The organism is Ruegeria marina (assembly GCF_900101475.1).
GTDB classification, from domain to species: Bacteria; Pseudomonadota; Alphaproteobacteria; order Rhodobacterales; family Rhodobacteraceae; genus Ruegeria_B; species Ruegeria_B marina.
In genome coordinates this window covers 49,728-68,549 of sequence record NZ_FMZV01000011.1, presented here as the reverse complement: position 1 = coordinate 68,549, position 18,822 = coordinate 49,728, and the positions used below count along the sequence as shown (strand labels likewise).

At 60.6% G+C, this 18,822-nt stretch carries 15 protein-coding genes; 6 read left to right on the top strand and 9 right to left on the bottom strand.

Annotated elements, in window-relative coordinates; translation table 11 throughout:
- Window positions 1–7: 7 nt before the first annotated feature.
- The 7 genes from BLT75_RS15215 to BLT75_RS15185 all read right to left on the bottom strand — a co-directional run bounded on the left by BLT75_RS15215 (window position 8) and on the right by BLT75_RS15185 (window position 10,254).
- Window positions 8–916, bottom strand: a complete 909-nt coding sequence (locus tag BLT75_RS15215; protein WP_176828055.1) for a haloalkane dehalogenase — start codon at window positions 914–916, stop codon at window positions 8–10.
- 176 nt (window positions 917–1,092) lie between these two features.
- On the bottom strand, window positions 1,093–2,520 hold the full coding sequence (locus tag BLT75_RS15210) for a C69 family dipeptidase (protein WP_093033483.1): 1,428 nt from the start codon (window positions 2,518–2,520) through the stop codon (window positions 1,093–1,095).
- Between the two features lie 33 nt (window positions 2,521–2,553).
- Window positions 2,554–4,614, bottom strand: a complete 2,061-nt coding sequence (locus BLT75_RS15205; protein ID WP_093033480.1) for a dipeptide ABC transporter ATP-binding protein — start codon at window positions 4,612–4,614, stop codon at window positions 2,554–2,556.
- A 1-nt stretch (window position 4,615) separates the two neighbouring features.
- A complete protein-coding gene (locus BLT75_RS15200; protein WP_245706544.1) occupies window positions 4,616–5,560 on the bottom strand; it encodes an ABC transporter permease in 945 nt (314 codons plus the stop codon).
- Complete coding sequence (locus BLT75_RS15195; RefSeq protein WP_093033477.1) at window positions 5,541–6,485, bottom strand: ABC transporter permease; 945 nt, start codon at window positions 6,483–6,485, stop codon at window positions 5,541–5,543. The genes BLT75_RS15200 and BLT75_RS15195 overlap by 20 nt, the downstream gene beginning before the upstream one ends.
- A 90-nt stretch (window positions 6,486–6,575) precedes the next feature.
- Complete coding sequence (locus BLT75_RS15190; protein ID WP_176828053.1) at window positions 6,576–8,126, bottom strand: ABC transporter substrate-binding protein; 1,551 nt, start codon at window positions 8,124–8,126, stop codon at window positions 6,576–6,578.
- Window positions 8,127–8,232: 106 nt separating this feature from the next.
- Window positions 8,233–10,254, bottom strand: coding sequence for a CocE/NonD family hydrolase (locus BLT75_RS15185; RefSeq protein WP_093033471.1), 2,022 nt, complete (start codon window positions 10,252–10,254; stop codon window positions 8,233–8,235).
- 150 nt (window positions 10,255–10,404) lie between these two features.
- On the opposite strand from BLT75_RS15185, the gene BLT75_RS15180 reads away from it, so the two are divergent.
- The 5 genes from BLT75_RS15180 (at window position 10,405) to BLT75_RS15155 (ending at window position 16,215) form a co-directional block, all read left to right on the top strand.
- On the top strand, window positions 10,405–11,217 hold the full coding sequence (locus BLT75_RS15180; RefSeq protein ID WP_093033468.1) for a helix-turn-helix domain-containing protein: 813 nt from the start codon (window positions 10,405–10,407) through the stop codon (window positions 11,215–11,217).
- Between the two features lie 273 nt (window positions 11,218–11,490).
- Window positions 11,491–12,633: a lipocalin-like domain-containing protein gene (locus tag BLT75_RS15175; protein WP_176828051.1), complete on the top strand. Its 1,143-nt coding sequence runs from the start codon at window positions 11,491–11,493 to the stop codon at window positions 12,631–12,633.
- A complete protein-coding gene (locus BLT75_RS15165; RefSeq protein WP_143028571.1) occupies window positions 12,633–14,075 on the top strand; it encodes a c-type cytochrome in 1,443 nt (480 codons plus the stop codon). Before BLT75_RS15175 ends, BLT75_RS15165 begins: the two co-directional genes overlap by 1 nt.
- Window positions 14,076–14,649: 574 nt before the next feature.
- Entirely contained in the window at window positions 14,650–15,597 is a 948-nt protein-coding gene (locus BLT75_RS15160; RefSeq protein WP_093033736.1) for a DMT family transporter, read from the top strand.
- 255 nt (window positions 15,598–15,852) lie between these two features.
- Complete coding sequence (locus tag BLT75_RS15155; RefSeq protein ID WP_093033455.1) at window positions 15,853–16,215, top strand: alkyl sulfatase C-terminal domain-containing protein; 363 nt, start codon at window positions 15,853–15,855, stop codon at window positions 16,213–16,215.
- A 212-nt stretch (window positions 16,216–16,427) separates the two neighbouring features.
- Here BLT75_RS15155 and BLT75_RS25090 read toward each other — a convergent pair whose 3' ends face one another.
- Both BLT75_RS25090 and BLT75_RS24410 read right to left on the bottom strand, forming a co-directional pair.
- Window positions 16,428–16,562, bottom strand: a complete 135-nt coding sequence (locus BLT75_RS25090; RefSeq protein ID WP_281243168.1) for a hypothetical protein — start codon at window positions 16,560–16,562, stop codon at window positions 16,428–16,430.
- A 40-nt stretch (window positions 16,563–16,602) separates the two neighbouring features.
- Window positions 16,603–16,773: a hypothetical protein gene (locus BLT75_RS24410; protein ID WP_176828049.1), complete on the bottom strand. Its 171-nt coding sequence runs from the start codon at window positions 16,771–16,773 to the stop codon at window positions 16,603–16,605.
- A gap of 428 nt (window positions 16,774–17,201) precedes the next feature.
- Between BLT75_RS24410 and BLT75_RS15150 the strand changes: the two genes are divergently transcribed.
- The gene (locus BLT75_RS15150; RefSeq protein ID WP_093033452.1) at window positions 17,202–18,758 is read left to right on the top strand and encodes a 4-hydroxyphenylacetate 3-hydroxylase family protein; all 1,557 of its coding nucleotides are present in this window, start codon (window positions 17,202–17,204) and stop codon (window positions 18,756–18,758) included.
- Window positions 18,759–18,822 lie beyond the last annotated feature (64 nt).

Genomic DNA, 18,822 nt, shown 5'->3' with positions numbered 1-18,822 from the left:
GAACGTATCACTCCTGTTTCCAAGCCTGAAGGGCTGCATGTGCCACTTCGGCGCCGTGGGTCTCCTGCACGAAATGCCCTGCCTCCGGCAGCAGCAAAGGCGGTCTTTTGATGCCGAGGATCTCGTGCATTCGGTTCATCAGCCAAGGCGGTATCAAGACGTCGCGTTCCCCGACGGCCATGAAGCTCATGCCCCGCCATTCGGATGACCACCACGCAGCCGCACGGCGCGAAACATCCACGCCTTCCATTTCGGGATCGGTCATCACCAGAAACGGAAAGCGCCGCACACCCGCACGAAAACGCGCTTCGGGAAAGGGAGCCGCATATGCCGAAGCCACCGCGTCTGTCATGCCGGGAACATAGGTCTTGAACAGCGCCGCGATGTCGTAATCGGGGTTCTCGCCATGGAAACGGCGCCATGCGTCGAAACCCTCGGTGCTTCCGCCGCCGAGGCCGAGCACGGTGTTCATCACGAGGAGCCTTTCGAAACGGTTCGCCATTTCCGGCGGGATGGTGAGGCCGAGCAATCCGCCCCAATCCTGGCAAACTAGTGTAATGCCCGTAAGGTCCAGCGCCTCGATCAGTTCGACCAGGCTTTGGCGATGGAAATTGAAGGTGTAGATCGCGTCATCGACGGGCTTGTCCGACCGACCGAACCCGAAGAGATCGGGCGCAACAACCCTTGCTCCCGTCTCAAGGAACACGGGGATCATGTGACGATAAAGATAGCTCCATGAAGGCTGGCCATGGAGGCAAAGAAAGACCTGTTGTGCGTCTTCCGGGCCTTCGTCAATGAAGGCCATGCGCAGCCCCTCGTAGCCCGGTAGCCCGTCATGGTAGCGAGGCTGCCAATCGAAGTCGGACAGGCCAGCAAAACGGTCGTCGGGCGTGCGAACAGCACTGATTGGCGGCATGGGAACCTTCTCCAATTCGGTTAGTGATCAAGGCGAGCGTAACTGGCCGCCGGCTGTCAAGACCGCCTGTTGTGCCCGCATCCCCAGGACCGCTTCGTCCGCGACCTGGACACCAGGCACATGTTGGGCGAAGAACCGGTTCGGATTGCGGTGCAAAGCACCGGCCCGCGTCGGGTCTACCATAACTGGTCGAGCATCCGGGGCTTGTCTGCCATGTTCAGCGCGTTGAGCGCGCGGAGCCTTGCATGAGCCGCCTCAGCTAGGGCATGGCAGTCAGCGAGCGCCTCGGCCAGCCTGGCCTGGCTGAACTCGGTCAGCACCTGCGCGGCAAGCGCGTCCTCACCCAGGTCCAGCATGCGTTCGGCAGCGCGCAGCGTGTCGGGGATCCGGGCATTCACCTGGACTTCGACCGCGCGCCAGTGAACCCATACCTCTTCAAGGATCGGGTCAGGTTTCTGAAAGGCCAGGTGCATCAGCCGCTTGAAGGCCTGGAAGGCAGAGCCGCCTGTCTCGATCCCTTGCGGGACGAGAGACACCGTATCGGGGTCTCTGGCTTCCTTGCGGCGGTCAAGGAACCGGTGGCTTTCGCCCGCGGTCAAGTAGCGGTGCTGCCGCCATGCAGGAGGCACGGAGGTCTGTCCCAGGAACACCGGAAGCAGCGGCGCGGTCACCGGCCCGACAGCGGCGTGCCACATGAAGCGCAGGGCCTCGTGCGCGGGATGAGTCAACGGCACGACCTGCCCGTAACCCGCGGTATCCCCTGTCAGCCGTCCGGTGCTGATGGACCAGAACACGTCCTCCAGCCCGATCTTGCCTGGTCCTGCGGCCCGCTTGCGCATTTCATCCTCGATCCAGGCGACCCCGTCCCAGCGGTATTTGCCGTCGCCGTAGATGCGATTGACATGAAAGGGACCATCATCCGGCATCCACCAGCCCTCCTCTTTCGCGGTGTCGAAGAAATGCGGCGGGAACAGGTAATCCTCATCCGGTGCATAGGGGATTTCACCGATATATCCGGGGCGCGAGGCGCGGATACTGTCCGGGCCCAGGCGCTCGGCACACCACAGCCCCTTGCCCCCGGCGAATTCGATCACCACCCAGGCCTCGTCCGGATCGGCGATGATGTGGGAATTGCCGCCATAGGACGAATAGCCATGCTCCGCGATCAGCCTTGCGATCAGCTCCACCCCCTCGCGAGCGGTGCCGGCGCGCTCCAGAACGATCCGGGCCAGGTCGGAATAGTTCGGGCCAGTCTGGTCCTTTGGGGTCATCGCGATCAGTTCAGCCCGCGAAGTCGCCCAGATGTCGCGTACGGCGACGCCGCGCTCGTTCAGTCCGCCATTGGTCAGCGGTGCAGGCACGCCCAGGTAATAGCTATAACTCACCCGTATGTTTCGAAGCGTCTCGGGCGCCTGGGGGATCTTGCTGAGATGGCCGGGCATGTCAGCCTGAGGGGTCACGCCCACGGTGACGGTCGCCCCTTCGGGGTGCTTTGCACGCGGACAGATCTCAAGCCAATGGCTGCTGGGCTCATCGCCGTAGCCGGCCAGGTAGGCCACCCCGTCCGCCGTATGGTTCCGCCCGATGTATATACCGTAACTCATTTCGTCATACTCTTTCGATGATGTAAGCCGAGATTATCCAAGTGGAAAATGACAGGCGTGGCGCCGCCCGTCCGGCATGGTCACATGAGGTGGCTTCTCGGCCCTGCAAAGCTCTTGCGCAAAGGGGCAGCGCCCCGCGAAATCACAACCCTTCGGACGGTTGAGAAGGCTCGGCACCTCGCCCGAGATCGACACGTGCACGCGGCGGCGATCCGGGTCGGGCTGGGGCACGCCTTCGACAAGGGCCTTTGTGTAGGGATGAACCGGCCGCGCGAAGACCTCGTCCGTGCGGCCCTCTTCCACGATGCGGCCCAGATACATGATCGCCAAGCGGTCGGCGATATGGCGCACCACCGGCAGGTTATGCGTGATGATCAGGTAGCCCAGCCTGTGCTCGGCCTGCAAATCTGCCATCAGGTTGAGGATCTCGCCCTGCACCGAAACATCAAGCCCGGCGGTGGGTTCATCGGCGATGATCAGCTTGGGATTCAGCGCCAGGGCCCGCGCAACCCCCACGCGCCGCGCCTGACCGCCAGAAAGCTCATGCGGATAGCGTGACAGGAAGGGTTTGGGCAGACGCACCATGTCGGCCAGTCGTTCGGCCTCGGAATCCAGGTCAACTCCGGTAATCCCGTGGATCTGGAACGGCTCGGTGATCAGCGCCCGCACGGATTTGCGCGGGCTGAGCGAGCCGACCGGGTCCTGAAACATCATCGCCATGTCCCGTCGCAACGGCTTGAACCGGCTTTCGGGCATGTTTCGGATTTCCCTGCCTTCGAACCGCACGCTGCCGGTCTGCGCGGGTACAAGGTTGAGCACGCAGCGCCCCAGCGTCGTTTTGCCCGAACCGCTTTCACCGACCAACCCGACGGTTTCCCCCGGTGACACCGACAGGCTGACATCCAGCACCGCGTCCACATGTCGTTGCCCGACCCCTTTGAGCCATGCACGCAGCGGACCGACGGTTTTGAACTGAACATTCAGGTCCGCAACCTCAAGCAGGGGCGCATCGCCCTTGACGCGGGGCGGTTTGAACACGCTCTGCTCTCCCAGACCGACCGTCATGACATCAAGCGGCGGCGGCCAGTTTGCATCCCGGTGCGGCCCGTCCAGCAAGTGACAGCGCGCAAGGCTCATGCCGCCGCGCGCCACGTCCGGCGGTATCTGATCTCGGCAGACCGGCAGGGCCCGCTGGCAGCGTGGCGCGTAGATGCAGCCTCTGCGTGGCTTGGTCAAATCGGGGATATCCCCCGGAATGACCGGCAGCTTGCGGGACACATCGTTGATCCGGGCCGGATCGCATTCCAGCAGGGCGCGGGTATAGGGGTGCTGCGCGTTATGGAAGATTTCGCGCACTTCACCCGCCTCGATCACCTCGCCCGCATACATGACGACGACATCGTCACACAGCTCGGCGATAAGCCCAAGGTTGTGCGACACCACGACCACCGTGGCGTCCAGCTCTTTCTGTAGGTCTTGCAACAGGTGGATGATCTGCGCCTCCATCGTCACGTCCAGGGCAGTAGTCGGCTCGTCGGCCAGCAGCAACTGCGGCCCCGTCAATAGCGCCATGGCGATGCCCGCGCGCTGGCGCATGCCCCCGGAAAAATGGTGCGGATATTGGTCGATGCGCTTGTCCGGGTCAGGAATGCCCACCTTGCCCAGCATCTCGACCGCCATCCGCCGTTTCTCGGCACTGGAGAGTTCAGGGCGGCGATACAGGATATCGCGCATCTGCCGGCCATAGGTCAGAACCGGTATCTGACTGGTCATCGGGTCCTGGAAGACAACCGATATTTCCTCACCGCGCGTGGCGCGCAGCTGCGTCTCGCTGGCATGGAGCAGGTCACGATCGCCAAAGCGGACTTCGCCGCCCATGACCTCGGCGTTCTTGGCCAGAAGTCCCAGCAGCGCCCAGAGCACCGTCGATTTCCCCGAGCCGCTTTCGCCGACGATCCCGACGATCCGGTTCTTGCGGATCGGGAACGAGACATCGCGCAGCGCCTTGACCCGGCCACGAGGGGTGCGGAAATCCACCGACAGGTTGCGGATGTCCAGCAGCGTCCCGGGCGTTTGGATTGCATCTTTGGGCATCTCAGCGTCCTTTCCCCATGCGTGGATCGAAGATGTCGCGCAGCGCCTCGCCCAGGAAGGTAAAGCCCAGCGTGGTCAGGATCAGCGGGATCCCCCCGGCGATCACCATCCAGGGCGCGTCGCGGATCACCAGGTATCCTTCGTTCAGGATCGTGCCCCAGCTGGCTGTCGGGGGCAGAACGCCCAGCCCGAGAAAGCTCAGCCCCGCCTCGACGGTGACCACCACCGGCACATCCATCGCCGCCAGGATCAACAGCGGCCCCACCACGTTGGGCATCACGTGGTGCAACAGCGTCCGCCCCATGCTGGCCCCGAGCGAGCGCTCGGCCAGGATGAAATCGGTATTGCGCAGCGTAAGCGTGGCCGTGCGCGCCACCCGTGCATATTGCGGGATCGAGGTGATGATCACGATGGCCAGCACCATGCCGAGGCTGGGGCCGGTCAGCGCAACGGTGGCCAGCGCCAGCACGATGGTCGGAAAGGAGCGCACGGTGTCAAAGAGCAGAAGCAGCAAGCTGTCCAGCCAGCGCGGCCCAAACCCTGCAATCATGCCAAGGATCAAGCCGACAACCAACGAAACCGAGACGCCGATGGCCGCGATCTTCAGTGCCACGCGCCCACCATGGAGAATGCGCGAAAGCGTATCGCGCCCCAACTGGTCGGTGCCCGCCAGATGCTCCCATGTGGGACCCGAGAGCCGGTTCGGCACGTCCAGCGCGTTGGGCTCATAGGGCGCGATCCAGGACGCGAAAATCGCGCTTGCGAAGAACAGCGTAACCAGGATCAGCCCGGTGAGCCCCTGCCAGTTGGTCAGGAACATGCGCAGCTTCTCGCGGCGCTCGCGGGCGGCGGATTCGCGGATCTCGGCTTCGCTCATGTGATCGGGAAGCCCGGTCGCGTCGATGGCCGGAATGCCGGTTTCGGGTTCAGAGGGATTCTCGGACACGGGGATCGAACCAGGCTATGAGGATGTCGGAAAACAGGACGACGAGGATATAGAGGCCGGTGGCCACCAGAACCGCGCCCTGCACGATGGGGAAATTGCGCGCCATCACGGCGTCGAAGATCAGCTTGCCGATGCCGGGGCGGGCAAAGATGATCTCGGCGAAGACGGTCGAGGAGATCATGCCGCCAAAACCCATGCCGATCAGCGTGATGGTCGGCAGAATGGCGACCCGCAGCGCGTATCCGAAGATCACTCGTCTGGGGCGGAGCCCGAAGGCGCGCGCCGAGCGGATATAGTTCTCACCCATCACTTCGAGCATCGAAGCGCGCACCATCCGCGCCAGATAACCTACCCAGCTCAGCCCGATGGCAAAGGCCGGCAGCACCAGGTGCGCCAGCTGATCGCCAAGATCGCCGGGCTCGCCTGCGCCGATCGCCGGCAGCCAACGCAGGTGTACAGCAAAGATCAGCAGCGCCCAGATGGATACGAGGAACGAGGGCACCGCAATGGTTCCCACCGACAAGACGCCGGTGACGCGGTCCAGCCAGCTATTGGGTTTGACCGCAGCCAGACAGCCCAGCGGGATGCCCAGCAGCATGGCCCATCCCATGCCCGCCGCAACCAGCGCCAGGGTGAAACCGATCCGCTCAAGGATGATCGCCGTAACAGGCCGATCGGAGAACACGTCCAGCCCCAGGTCTCCGGTGGCCGCATTACCGATATAGATCAGAAACTGCCGCCAGACGGGCTCGTCCAGATGCATCTTCTCGGCATAGCGCGCGATCGCCTCAGGCGTGGCGCGCGGCCCCAGTGCGATCGTTGCCGGATCGCCGGGAATTAAGTGAAGCAGTGAAAACAGCAGGAGCACGACGAGGCAGATCACCACCACCGACAACCCTAGCCGTTTCGTAAGATAGTAGAGCACGGTTTACCCCCTACTTCGCAGACCGCATCGGGTTCCGGTCCGAGGCGCGGTTCGGCGCGCCCCGGACCGGTCGGTTCCAATAACGGGCGCTCAGGATTTGGTGAAGCGCCGGTAGTTCAACTCGCCCGACGGGGCCGCGTTGATCGTGATGCTGACATGATGCGCATAGGCTTCCGGCTCATGGTTGATCCAGACATAGGCGCCGGTGTCTTCCATGATCTGCTGCATCCGCAGATAGATGTCACGCCGCTTGGCCTCATCGGTTTCCTTGATGCCTTCCTGATAGAGCCGGTCGAATTCTTCGTCGGTCCAGCGCTCCCAGTTCCAGATGCCGACCTGGTCCGAAACGAACCATTGCGTCGCCTCGTAAGGGTCCGGCGTGGTGCCGTAGCGCATGATCCACAGCTCCAGTTCCTTCCATGTGTCGCCCTTGCTTTCCTGCCCCATCTCCCAGAACGGGCCGCTGTCCACGGGCAGGACGGTCACGGTGATGCCAACGGCAGCCAGATTGGCCTGGATGATCTGGGCGGCCAGCATGCGCTCCTGCACGTTCAACGTCCGCAAGGTGAGCGACAGCCCGGACACGCCCGCCTCGTCCAGAAGTGCCTTTGCCTTGGCCGGATCGTAGCTGAAACCGCTTTCCTGCCGTTGACCCAGCAGACCCGGGCAGATGATGCCATGAGACTTGGCGGTCGTGCCGGAATAGGCACCTTGCAGGATAGTGTCCACATCCACCGCATGCTGGATCGCGCGGCGCACCCGGATGTCCTGCAGCTTGGGATGCTCGGTATTCATGCCCATCCACATATATTGCAGTTCACCAGCGGTGGTCACGGCGGTATCGGCGGGCATCTCCTTGAGATAGCGCGCCAGCGTGTCGGAGCCCAACTCGGTGCAGTCCAGTTCACCGGCATCATAGGCCAGTTCCGCCGCCTTGACCTCGGTGATGACATTGCATTCCACGCGGTCAAAGGCCGGTTTCGGGCCGGTCCATTCGGGATTGGCGGTAAAGACGGCGCGCTGTCCCGGCGTCGCCTCGTAGGTATAGGGGCCGCAAACGGCGGGGAATTGCGTAGTGAAACGGCCGCCCGCATCCTTGACCGCCTGTTCGCAGACGATGGCCCCGGGACCATGGCAGAGCGTGACCATCTGGAATGGGGCAAAGGGCTTGTTGAGCACGATGGTGCCGGTCAGGTCGCCAGTCACCTCGACATGATCCAGCGCCTCGAAATAGCCGGACCAATCACTGTCCTTCATGCGCTCGAACGAGAATTTCACATCTGACGCCTTGAGCATGCCATAGCCGTTCGACCACATCAGCCCCTCGACCAGTTCGAAATCGATATGAGTGGGATCCCGCTGTTCGAGCTTTGTGACATAGTAGGTGGGTCGCCAGGTGAAGGTGTCACCTTCCTGGATGTACTCCGCCAAAAACGGCAGGCATTGCTTCTGCGCCTCAACCTCGGTGCCGCCGACCATGTAACCGGGATCGAGCACGTCATTGTCGCCGTCGATACGCAGACGCAGGGTACCACCAACCTGTGCAAAGGCCGCCGTGGTCCAGGCCGGGGTCAGGCTCAGCGCGCCAAATGCCGCGGTCGTGCCGAGAAACCCCCGGCGGGTTGTTCCAATCTGTTTCATCGTGATCTCCTCCCTCGATGATCCCTGGCCTAAGCATGACACGACGCCCGGTTTCGGCCAATTTCGCATGGGTTCGCGAATAGACGCGAAAATTGCGTCCACTGTCTCACACATGGTCACGCGCGATGCGCTCTTCCCAGTGCTTTTCCGTCACCAGTTCGCCGCCCTCCCAGGCGCGCAATTCGGCGCTGACGATGAACGACCGGGCATCCGCGCGCAGCGTGGTGCGCGTTTCGGACCGCACGGACCAATCTCCCCGGCTGAGACCATAATGCCATTCGGTGTGCCCCCAGGCCGAGGTGACATCGTCCAGCCTCACGCCATAGGTTTCATAACCTTGCTTGTGCATCGTGATGTCGTTCGTCAGAAGCCGCGTGTCGCCACCGCCATCGGCAATCTGCAATTGGATCTCGCCCTGGGCCGCATTCTCGACGATCCGGAAATAACTCTCCGGATCAGCCAGTTGCTCCATCGGTGGCGGCGATCCGGCCTCGGCAGGACCAAACGCCGGCAACCCGTCATCCAGACTCGACGCGGGGCGCAGGGGTAATTCCAGTGCGCTGCCTAGCGTATGAAGCGACAGCGTAACCGGCTGGGGCGCGGGCCAGATCATCGGGAAATAGCTGGTGGACAGGGCCAGCCGCAAACGGTGCCCGGCGGGCAGAGCCTGTGCGACGTGTTTCAGCGGAATCGTGATGTCATAGACCTTCCCTGGCTCCAGCGCCTCGGGGCGATCATGTCCATTACGGTGGGTCAGGTTGAACACGCCAAAGGATATCCGCGTCGCGCGCCCGTCGGGATGCACGTCAACCAGCCGCGCGGCAAGCTGCGCCACGGGGCGGTCGACGCTCAGGCGCAGATGCACCTTAGCATCGCCCGCAAAAGCCAGACCCTCTTCGGGCACGTCAATCTCGAAACACAGGCTGCCGGCGTCCTCGCGGCGTTGATCCACCGGCGCGTCGCCCGGTTTGCTGTAACCGCACCATTTGCCTGCGGCCATGCCCACATCCGCGGGGCTGTGGTGATGCAGAACTGCGCCTGCGGATGGTCGCTCTGGACTTAATCCGCCCTCGGGCGTCAGGTGGAACACGGTTCGCGCCACTTGCGGCGAGGGCCAGCTTGGCTCGGCAATCCAGCGGCCCGGGCGGTTCTCGTAATGACCCTTGGGCGCAACGCTGTCCTGCATGAACAGCCGCAGCATCGGCTCGTCCATGATGCCGGTATCACGTCCCTTGAGCCAATGATCCCACCAGCGCAATTCCTCCTGAAGAAACCCGATCGCCGGCCCGGGCTCACCCATATGCGGATAGCGATGGGCCCAAGGTCCAACCAAGCCCTTTTTCGGCCCCGGCAGGTTCTCCATCAGACGAAAGACGCTTCGGCAATACCCGTCGGCCCAGCCCGAGACCGCATAGACCGGGACTTGCACCTTCGACCAGTCCTCGCAGATCGAGCCATGCTTCCAAAAGGCGTCGCGGCGCTGATGTTCCAGCCAGTTCTTCAACCACAGCCCGCTGCCTTCCATCCGCTCCAGCCACATGTCGCGCCATTTCGCGCCCACATTTGCTGGGTCGGGTGGTAACGTATTGCGCCCGAACATGATCGAGGCCCAGCTCAACTGCTCGCCCAGAAGGCAGCCGCCCATGTAGTGTATGTCATCGGCATAACGATCATCGGTAGAGCAAAGCGTGATCACCGTTTTCAGCGCGGGCGGCTGCAGGGCGGCAATCTGCAAGCCATTGAAGCCGCCCCATGAGATCCCGATCATGCCAACATTGCCATCGCACCATGGCTGATCCGCGATCCAGGCAATCGCGTCGCAGCCATCCTGCAGTTCCTGCGGCAGGTATTCATCGACCATCAGCCCCTCGGAATCCCCTGCGCCGCGCAGGTCCAGACGGATGACCGCATAGCCGTGCCCGGCCAGATAGGGTTGCATCGAGGCGTCGCGTGCCGTCGTGAAATCGTTCTTGCGATACGGAAGATATTCGAGGATCGCGGGAACAGGCGCGGCTTCGGCCCCCTCCGGCATCCAGATGCGCGCCGCCAGCTTGCAGCCATCGGTCATCTCGATCTCGGTATGCCGGATTTCCCTGATCGGATGCGGGAACACGTCCACGTACTGCATTCTCTGTCTCTCCCTCGTCCGCTGGTCCGGCGCGCGGCATATGCGCCTTCAGACATGCCAACCGCACCAGATTACGGGAGCCGGGGGCGCAAGCAATTTCGCACGCATTCGCGGATTGACGCGAAAACAGCATCACTTTACACAAATTCCATGCAGGACTCCCTGAGCCAGAACCTTTCCCTTCTATGCAGCTATTACCCCTCCATCGCCGAGGTTTGCCGCAAGCTCGAATTCAACCGTCAGCAGTTCAACAAGTATCTGGCCGGCAGCGCGCGGCCGTCGCGTCACAACATGCGGCGCATCTGCGATTTCTTCGGCGTGTCCGAGGCCGAATTGCTGCTCGATGCGCCCCAGTTCGAGGATATCGTCGCAATCAAGCGCAAGCCGGTCCAGCAGGAGGCGTTGAGCAAACCGCTGCGCCACCTCGACCGACTTTATCAGCGCAGCCAGAGCCTGGAAAAATATCTTGGCTACTACTACCGCTATTTCTACTCGTTCGGAAATCCCGGCAAGGTTATCCGCTCGCTCGCGCTGGTCTACAAGGAAGGCGAGAAATACTACTGGAAAAACATCGAGGTGCTGCGCGACCCCGAGACGGACCGCTCTTGGGGGCTGAACAAATACGAAGGCGTCTTGTTCTTCCTCGCCGACCGCATCTACATCATGGAATACGAGTCGGTCGCAATGAACTCGATCACGCAGGCCACTCTTTACCCCAGCCACCGCAGCCGTCTGGACATTCTGATGGGCATCCAGACAGGCGGGCCCACCCGCCGCGGTCGCAAACCGGGGGCGTCGAAGGTCGCGCTGGAATATCTGGGGCGCGACATTAACGTGCGCGCGGCGCTGAAACGGACAGGGCTGTTCAATCCGGAAACCGGCCCGATCCGGCCCGAAATCCTGAGACTGATCGAAAACCGGATGGAAGAGCAAACTTTCGTGCTCGACGTGGACGAACCGTGATGTGAACGCGGAATATCATTCCGCGATCGCTCGTTGGAACGCCCGCTTCACTAGATGTGACTGAAGGCCCGTCGCGGGTGGCCAGCCTGGTTTCGCCAACAAGCCCCTGCAAAAGATGGAAAAACGAGCTTGACCCAATACCCCGACCAGGAAAGCGGCCGTTAATCTCCACGCAAGAAACAGATGTGATCAAAAGGGATGCCGATGTGGCGTCCAGAATAATGGGCCCTACAATTAATGCTGGAGAACTCTAGGGGGAGGCGAAGAGCTGTAATGAAGAAGATACTTCTGGCGGTCGGTGCAGCCTTCGCAGTCGGAGTTGCCATTTATTGGGTGCTGCCGATCCAGAGGCCGGAAGTGTCCTTGCGAAGTGGGTCCGGGGAACCTGATCTTGTTTCAGTCTTGGCGAACATCTCTGATGAAGGCTTTGAACGACCGCCCTCGGATTGGCAACTGAAGCTGCCAGAGGACCATGGGGCCCACGACATTTCACGCACAGAGACATGGCAGGTGCTGACCCATCTGACGGATGAGAATGGTGACGAACTTGGCTTCCAGTTCCTTTTCTTACGCATCGGCACTGTAGCCCCGACAGCATCACCGAAAGAGTCGATTTGGGATGTCAGAGAACTTGAGCGGGCGCACGTCGCCCTTCTCGACGCAAATTCGGCGAAGGTCACGCAAGAGGAACGTTTCGGACGGGGCATAACCAGACTTTCTGGTTTCGATCGGGATGCCGGGGAGCTTCGTCTCGACAACTGGTCTCTCAGGTTCGGGGATGACGGTGCCCAGGCGACACTGACGCTCTACGCAACAATTGGCGACAAGGCTGCCCTGGAGCTTGTGATGCGCCCCGCCAAGCCGGCTGTCGCCCTGGAGCCGAATGGCACAGACGCGCCCTTCGCGGGTTATTCCATGACCCGGCTCACGGTTGAAGGAACCCTCGATAAAGGACACGGAAAGAAAGCGGTCACGGGAACCGCATGGTTCGATCATCTATGGGGAGAACTTCCCCTGCCAGGTGCAGGTCCGGTCGCATTAGACCGGTTGCAGTTGCAACTTGAGGATGGAGCAGAGATTTCGGCAGTCCGCTCACACAGGATCGACGGCAGAGGCGCTGTGGCCGTGAACGGCGCCATATTTGAACCGGATGGCGAGGTCATTTCCCTAGACGACGAGACTATTCAAATGATTGCTTCCAGAACATGGCAGTCCCCCTCGACCGGGGCAGATTATCCGATCGCCTGGCAGATTCTGGGTCCCGAAATGGACATCTCGATCGAGCCCTTGTTCGACGCTCAATGGCTTGATTTTGCGGTCCCTCTCTGGAGCGGTATCGTACGGGTCAGGGGGAGTCGTGCCCAGATACCTGTATCCGGGTTTGGGACACTGCAACTGACGGGGTATGAACAGTGATGAAACGTGGCGTGCTGATCGGTGGGCTTGTCGTCTTGTTGTCCGCTTTGACCGGTGGAGCGATCTGGACCCTGATTTCACTCGGCGATCGAGAAACAGCGCCTGGCTCTGGCCAGTTCCGCTCCCCTACGGGACCAGTCTTGCCCTCTCAGCAGCGCTCGGGTGACGCCGAGGCTGGCCAGCACGCCCTTCTGAATGCGCCCTATGTCAGCTGTGGAATACCCTACAACGCCTATCGCCGCCTCAATCCTGATACAGCAGCAAGCGAACGTCTGATCGAGCGCGAGGGCCGTAACGCCGACCTGCCTTATGCGCTCACCTCCCACGTGAATGAAGATGGCGTCGAGATCATCTCCAACAACTGCCTGACCTGCCATGCCGGGCGTATCGATGATGAAATCATCATCGGCTTGGGAAACGAATTCGCGGATTTCACGCGTGATCCAAGCAGATTGGTTCTGCAAACGGGCAATTACGTTCGTGGAGCCGCCGAAACCAAAGCCTGGGAAAATTGGGCCGATCGCATCGACGCTATCGCTCCCTACGTCCAGACAAGAACGATCGGCGTGAACCCAGCGCCCAACCTCACTTGGGCCCTCATGTCCAGGCTCGACCCCGAAACGCTCAAGTGGTCGGATACACCTCTTATCGACCCGCCTCCGCGGGACCCACTGCCAATCAGTGTCCCGCCTTGGTGGGGCATGCGCAAGAAGAACGCGATGTTCTACACGACAATCGGCAGGGGCGAACACGCGCGTTTCATGCTCTTGGCATCAATGTTGTGCATTGATGGAACGGAGGATGTCGCAGAAATAGATGCCTATGCGCCTGACATTCATGCGTTCATTACCTCGTTGAAACCCCCTGAATTCCCGTATCCGGTCGATGGAGAGCTGGCAGCAGAGGGAGAAGACATCTTCCTCCGAGAATGCAGCGCTTGCCACGGCACCTATGGCGATAATGAAACTTTTCCCAATCGTGTCTATTCGGTTACCGAAGTCGGAACCGATCCTGCCTATGCGACCGAGGCAACGAATGGATCGCGGGACAGGTTCTACGCCTGGGTGGCGCGCTCTCCTTACGGAGACACCGAAAGCGCAAATCCGGCACCCGGCTACATAGCTCCGCCTCTCGATGGGATCTGGGCCACGGCACCCTATCTGCATAACGGTTCAGTGCCGGACATGAAGACGCTGCTCTCCAGCAACCTAAGGCCCAAGTACTGGCGCCACCTTCGCGAACCAAGGGAGTACGATCCCGAGGCGATGGGATGGCGCTTCGACGTCCTGTCCTCCGGGCAGGAAGAGGAAGCGGACCCAGAGGCGCGAAGACTGATCTATGACACCACGCTAAGAGGTTACGGGAACCAGGGTCACGTCTATAGCGACCGGTTGAGCGAGCGAGAGCGCTCTTCTCTGCTGGAATACCTCAAGACTCTCTAGGCTCAGGATCCATTGATTTCCGGCTGTCTGCATGGTCCGCAAGCTGCTCTGAGAAGCTGCCAACTCGATCCTGACGCGCAGTCGTGGCTACTCTGCCTTCAAGACCTTGGCCCAGAAGATCACCAAACGTCGAGGTCTGAGAAACGCGCGCACGGCGCTTGCCAGACGACTTTCCGTTTTCACGAACGCAATGCTGCGTGACAGCACTTTGTTCGAAGCGTGAGGCGAGATAGAAATCATTTGCCAGCGGTGTAGCCGGCGAGCTGATCCGAGGGCGGTGTCCCGAGAGGGAATGCAGGGACGAACGACACAGCAATCAGTGCGGACAGATCCTTGAAACCCTCAAGGGAAACACCGCCGAACTCCGCAAATTACAGATCCTCAGCCTGGCGCCCTTTGCGGACGTGAAGCCGGTTAGCATCACGGACCGCTCGGCGGACTTTTCAGCCATTCTATCTCAGAGCATGGAACAACCGTTTCCAGCGAGAAACGAACGATTGCCGGGCGCTCGTATCCGCCTTCTCGCGTCACAATTGGCATGGACGGGCGCGTGTTGATGGATTTATGTGAGGCAATGACCCAAAGCGCCTCTTCAATCCCCGCAAAGGACCGCACCCTTGCAGGCGTCGCCCTGATGCTGGGGTTTTGCCTAACTGCCCCCTTGCTTGATGTGGCCGCCAAGCTGGCATCGGAAAGCGTCCCGGTAGGGCAGATAACTGCCGCACGCTTTGTCGTCCAATGTGCGTTGATGGCACCGTTCGTGTGGCTGATGGGGCTGTCGTTGCGCGTGGCGCGCGCACAATGGCCTGCATTGCTGTTTCGTGCGATGCTTTTGCTGGTCTCGACCTTTTGCTTCATCGCCGCCATCCGCGTTATGCCGCTTGCAGACGCGCTGGCGATTGTCTTCGTGGCCCCGTTCATCGTGTTGCTGGTCGGCAAATTCTACCTTGGCGAAGATGTCGGCGCCCGCCGCGTGGGGGCGGCCATCGTCGGGTTCGTGGGAGTCCTGTTCGTCATCCAACCCAGTTTCGAAGCGTTTGGCGCCGTGGCACTGTTTCCACTTGGTACGGCAGTGGGGTTCGCGTTCTATATTCTTGTTACGCGCGGTCTGTCGCGGCAGGTTCACCCCGTGACCCTGCAATTCTACACGGGCCTGATCGCCGGCGTGTTTTGCGTGCCGGTGATGATGCTGGCCGAAGGTTCGGGCGATGAACTGCTGGATCCGGTTTGGCCAGCAGGGATTGCGTGGCTGTGGCTGCTGGGCGTTGGGTTCTTCGCCACGCTCAGTCACATGATGATGACCTATGCGCTGTCGCTGGCGCCTTCTGCCACCCTGGCGCCACTGCAATACCTGGAATTACCAGTCGCGGCCTTGCTGGGATATCTGGTGTTCCAGGATTTCCCCAACACGCTGACCCTGACCGGCATTGCCATCATCATCGGCGCGGGATTGTACATGATACATCGCGAAAGGGTTACTGCCAGGCAATTGATTACCGAGCGCGCAGCTCCACCGATCTAAGTCGGAATGCAATTCCGCAATAAATCGAACTCGGATGCAGAATTGGACGCTGGACGGCATGGGCGGCGCCGACGCAGTTCTGGCGCGCACCACCGAGGATTTTGACAAGGGCGAGTTCCGCCGGGTGGCGAGGTTCTGGGCAAGCTTGTCCATCCCGATCTCGACAATGCGGAGGCCTGAGAGCTGCTGGCCGATTTTTTCGAACAGCCGGGCTATCAGACAGGAAATGCGCCACATGGCGCATTTCCTGTCTCTATGTGGCCCAGGATTTGCGGCAGGGCGTCGATTTCCAAAACGCTGGGGCCGGACCTGATGCAGGCGATGGACGCCTCGATCATGCTGGATTTCATGGGGGTCCGATTGATCCGCGCGAAGGTTGCTCGCAAGGCATTCGTTATCAATCTCAGGATCAGCGACCGCGACCGGGTTCTGGCCCCGCGTCTTTCAAGGGGGTGCCTGACTCATCAGGCGCTGGCCATGGTCGCAGTCGGCGCAAGCGCGCTTGGCGAAGGAGAGGTCGCAATAGAGGGGGATCTATATGCAGTAGAGGCGCTGTTTGCGGCGCTGGACAGCTTCAGCCCGATGTTCGACGTGGCCACACCGGTCTGGACGGCGTGACATCGATCCATCATTCATCGTCGGACAAGCACGAATTCTGACAGTTTGCGGAACCGGACATTTTTGCCGCGGATGATGGCCAGCGCGGCCATCCGAGCGATCGTTGTGACCACCACGGTGGCAATCCCGGCAACGATGAGAGAAGTCTCAAGTGCCGTTATCAGTGCCTTGTTGTCGAGAGCGGATCCAGACCACCTAAAAGAAAACTCGGTTCAAACGCCGGTGATCGGGCTGGCGTTCAAGGAGTAGATGAATACCATCAACAACGGTGCATAGAGGTAGACGAAGAAGGCGACGCTTAGGGCACCAAGGCCGAGATAGTGTTTGACGTCGTATTGGATGCTCATGCCGTTGCCTCCTTGCGGGCGGCCCGCTGGGCCAGGATGATCATCCAGACATAGACACGGAAACCGCAGCCACGATGAGAATGGGCAGCGAGAGCGCAAAACCCATGATCAGCCAGGACGGCAGCAGACCCAGACAGGCAAGGTTCAGCAGCGCGCGGCGTGCGGGCGACCCGGCACACGCGGCGGGTGCAATATGGGCAGTGTCGCTCATGATGTCAGCACCCGCGCGGATTGTTCCACGAAGCCCACATCTGGCTATCCTCGTGCCGGCCGGGTCATCCGTTTTCAATTCGGGGATGGAAACCGGGTTTCGATCTTGCCGCAGGTCAACGACATGAAGGCCAGTTGGGTAAATGAGTAGTTGCGAAAGACCTGATTAGGCAGAGCCTAAACATGCACTTCTCGATGGCGGTAGTTTTTGTAAGTATATATAAATAAAACAAATATTGGCGGAAGTCTACGGCAGACTCGCAATCGATAATTGCGAAACCGACCGGTGAGGTGGTGGAGCGTTATATCTACTGGGCGTTCAACCGCATTGCTTAGGTTGCCTCGAAGCGCCGCCAAGCCAACCCCTTCTTTCGCGGGTGGCCGAAGCCATGCGAGAATGGTTTAGTTTCAGACGCAACGAGCAGGATCATGATACGTACAAGCAGCGACTATCGCGCCGCGATCCGCAAAGACCGAGATATATTTCTGGATGGTGAACGCATTAAGGACGTGACGACACACCCTGCGTTTGCTCCTGCAGTCGATCTGCGTGCACGCATCTATGATATGCAGGCAGACCCGCAACACCGGGATGTCCTGACCAGCACCGTCGGTGGACATTCCAGAACAATCATTGCGGCTGTTCCTTTTTCCCAAGCGCATTGGTGGGCGAAGCGGCGGGCAAACGAACGGGTGTTCTCGCAGCTTGGAGGGATCGCATCCCGCACAGGCGATGAGACCGTTGCCGAATTCTGGTCGCTTCGGGATTGTCGCGATGCGCTGGTGGACATGGACCCTCAATTCGCAGGAAACATCGACGCGCAGATACTTGCTTCGCAAACCGATGACCTGTTTCGCATCTCTGCGAACACTGACCCGAAGGGCAATCGTGCAGAGCAGCCGGGTCCAAAGAACCCCGACACATTGCTGCGTGTTGTCAAGGAAACCGATGCCGGCATCGTCGTGCGCGGCGCGAAGTTCGAAACAGCAGCCCCTTATGCGGATCTGGCTTACACCAAGCCCAACATCGCAAATTGGGGAGATACCCTGCCCGACGAATACGCCGTGGGATTCATCTGCGATCTGAATGCAAAGGGGCTGAAGTTCATATGCCGTTCCGGCTTTTCTCGTCCCGGCACGGAACGCGACTATCCGCTGTCCAACCGATTTGATGAAATCGAAGCGCTGGTCGTCTTCGATGATGTCCTGATCCCCTGGGAACACGTGCTGTTCCATCGCCAGCCGCGGGCGGCGACCCTGATCCGGTCCACGCTGCACAGATACTCTGCCTTCTTCTTTGTGCATCGCATCCTGGTCTTCGCCGACTTCCTGATCGGGGCGGCCTTGCTGAGTTGCCGTCAGACCGGGATAGATCGAGAACAGGCCGTCCGGGACAAACTGACCCGTCTGTCTGTCTGGCGCGAGGCAATCCACGCCCATCTGACTGCAGCGATTGTACTCGCCGAAAAATCACCGGCCGGACAGATGATGCCGAACCAATCGCTGCTCTTTGCGGGACGCGTTCATGCGGTCTCAGAATTGAATGCCATGATGCAAATTGTGCGCGAACTGAGCGGTGGTCAGCTGGCGCTGATGCCAAGTGCGGCCAGTTTCGACGACCCCGAAACTGCGGACTGGTTGAAAAACTACCTGAGCATCGGAGAAGATGTCGTCGCTGAGGACCGGCGCAAACTGATGGCCTTCACCCGGGATCTGATCAATTCCGAGCACGCCAGCCACAAACTGTCGTTTCAGCTTTTTGGCCAGTCGCCACCCCATGCGCATCTCGCATCGGTGTATCACACCTTCGATTGGGACGGCCCCCTGAGCCTGGTTCGCGATGCTGCCGGTCTGGATGACAAGACCTGCCACAAAGGCCCTACTGCACCCGAAACGGCGACCTACGGTGATTGGCACGCACCGGACATGCCCGAGCGTCAACACTCGCTCGCAGAGTTCGACGCACTCGAAGAAAACTTGTCCTGATACAGAATTTCATTCAGTATTAGAACCACTTAAATCAATGATCGCTGCCATTTCGCTGCACGTC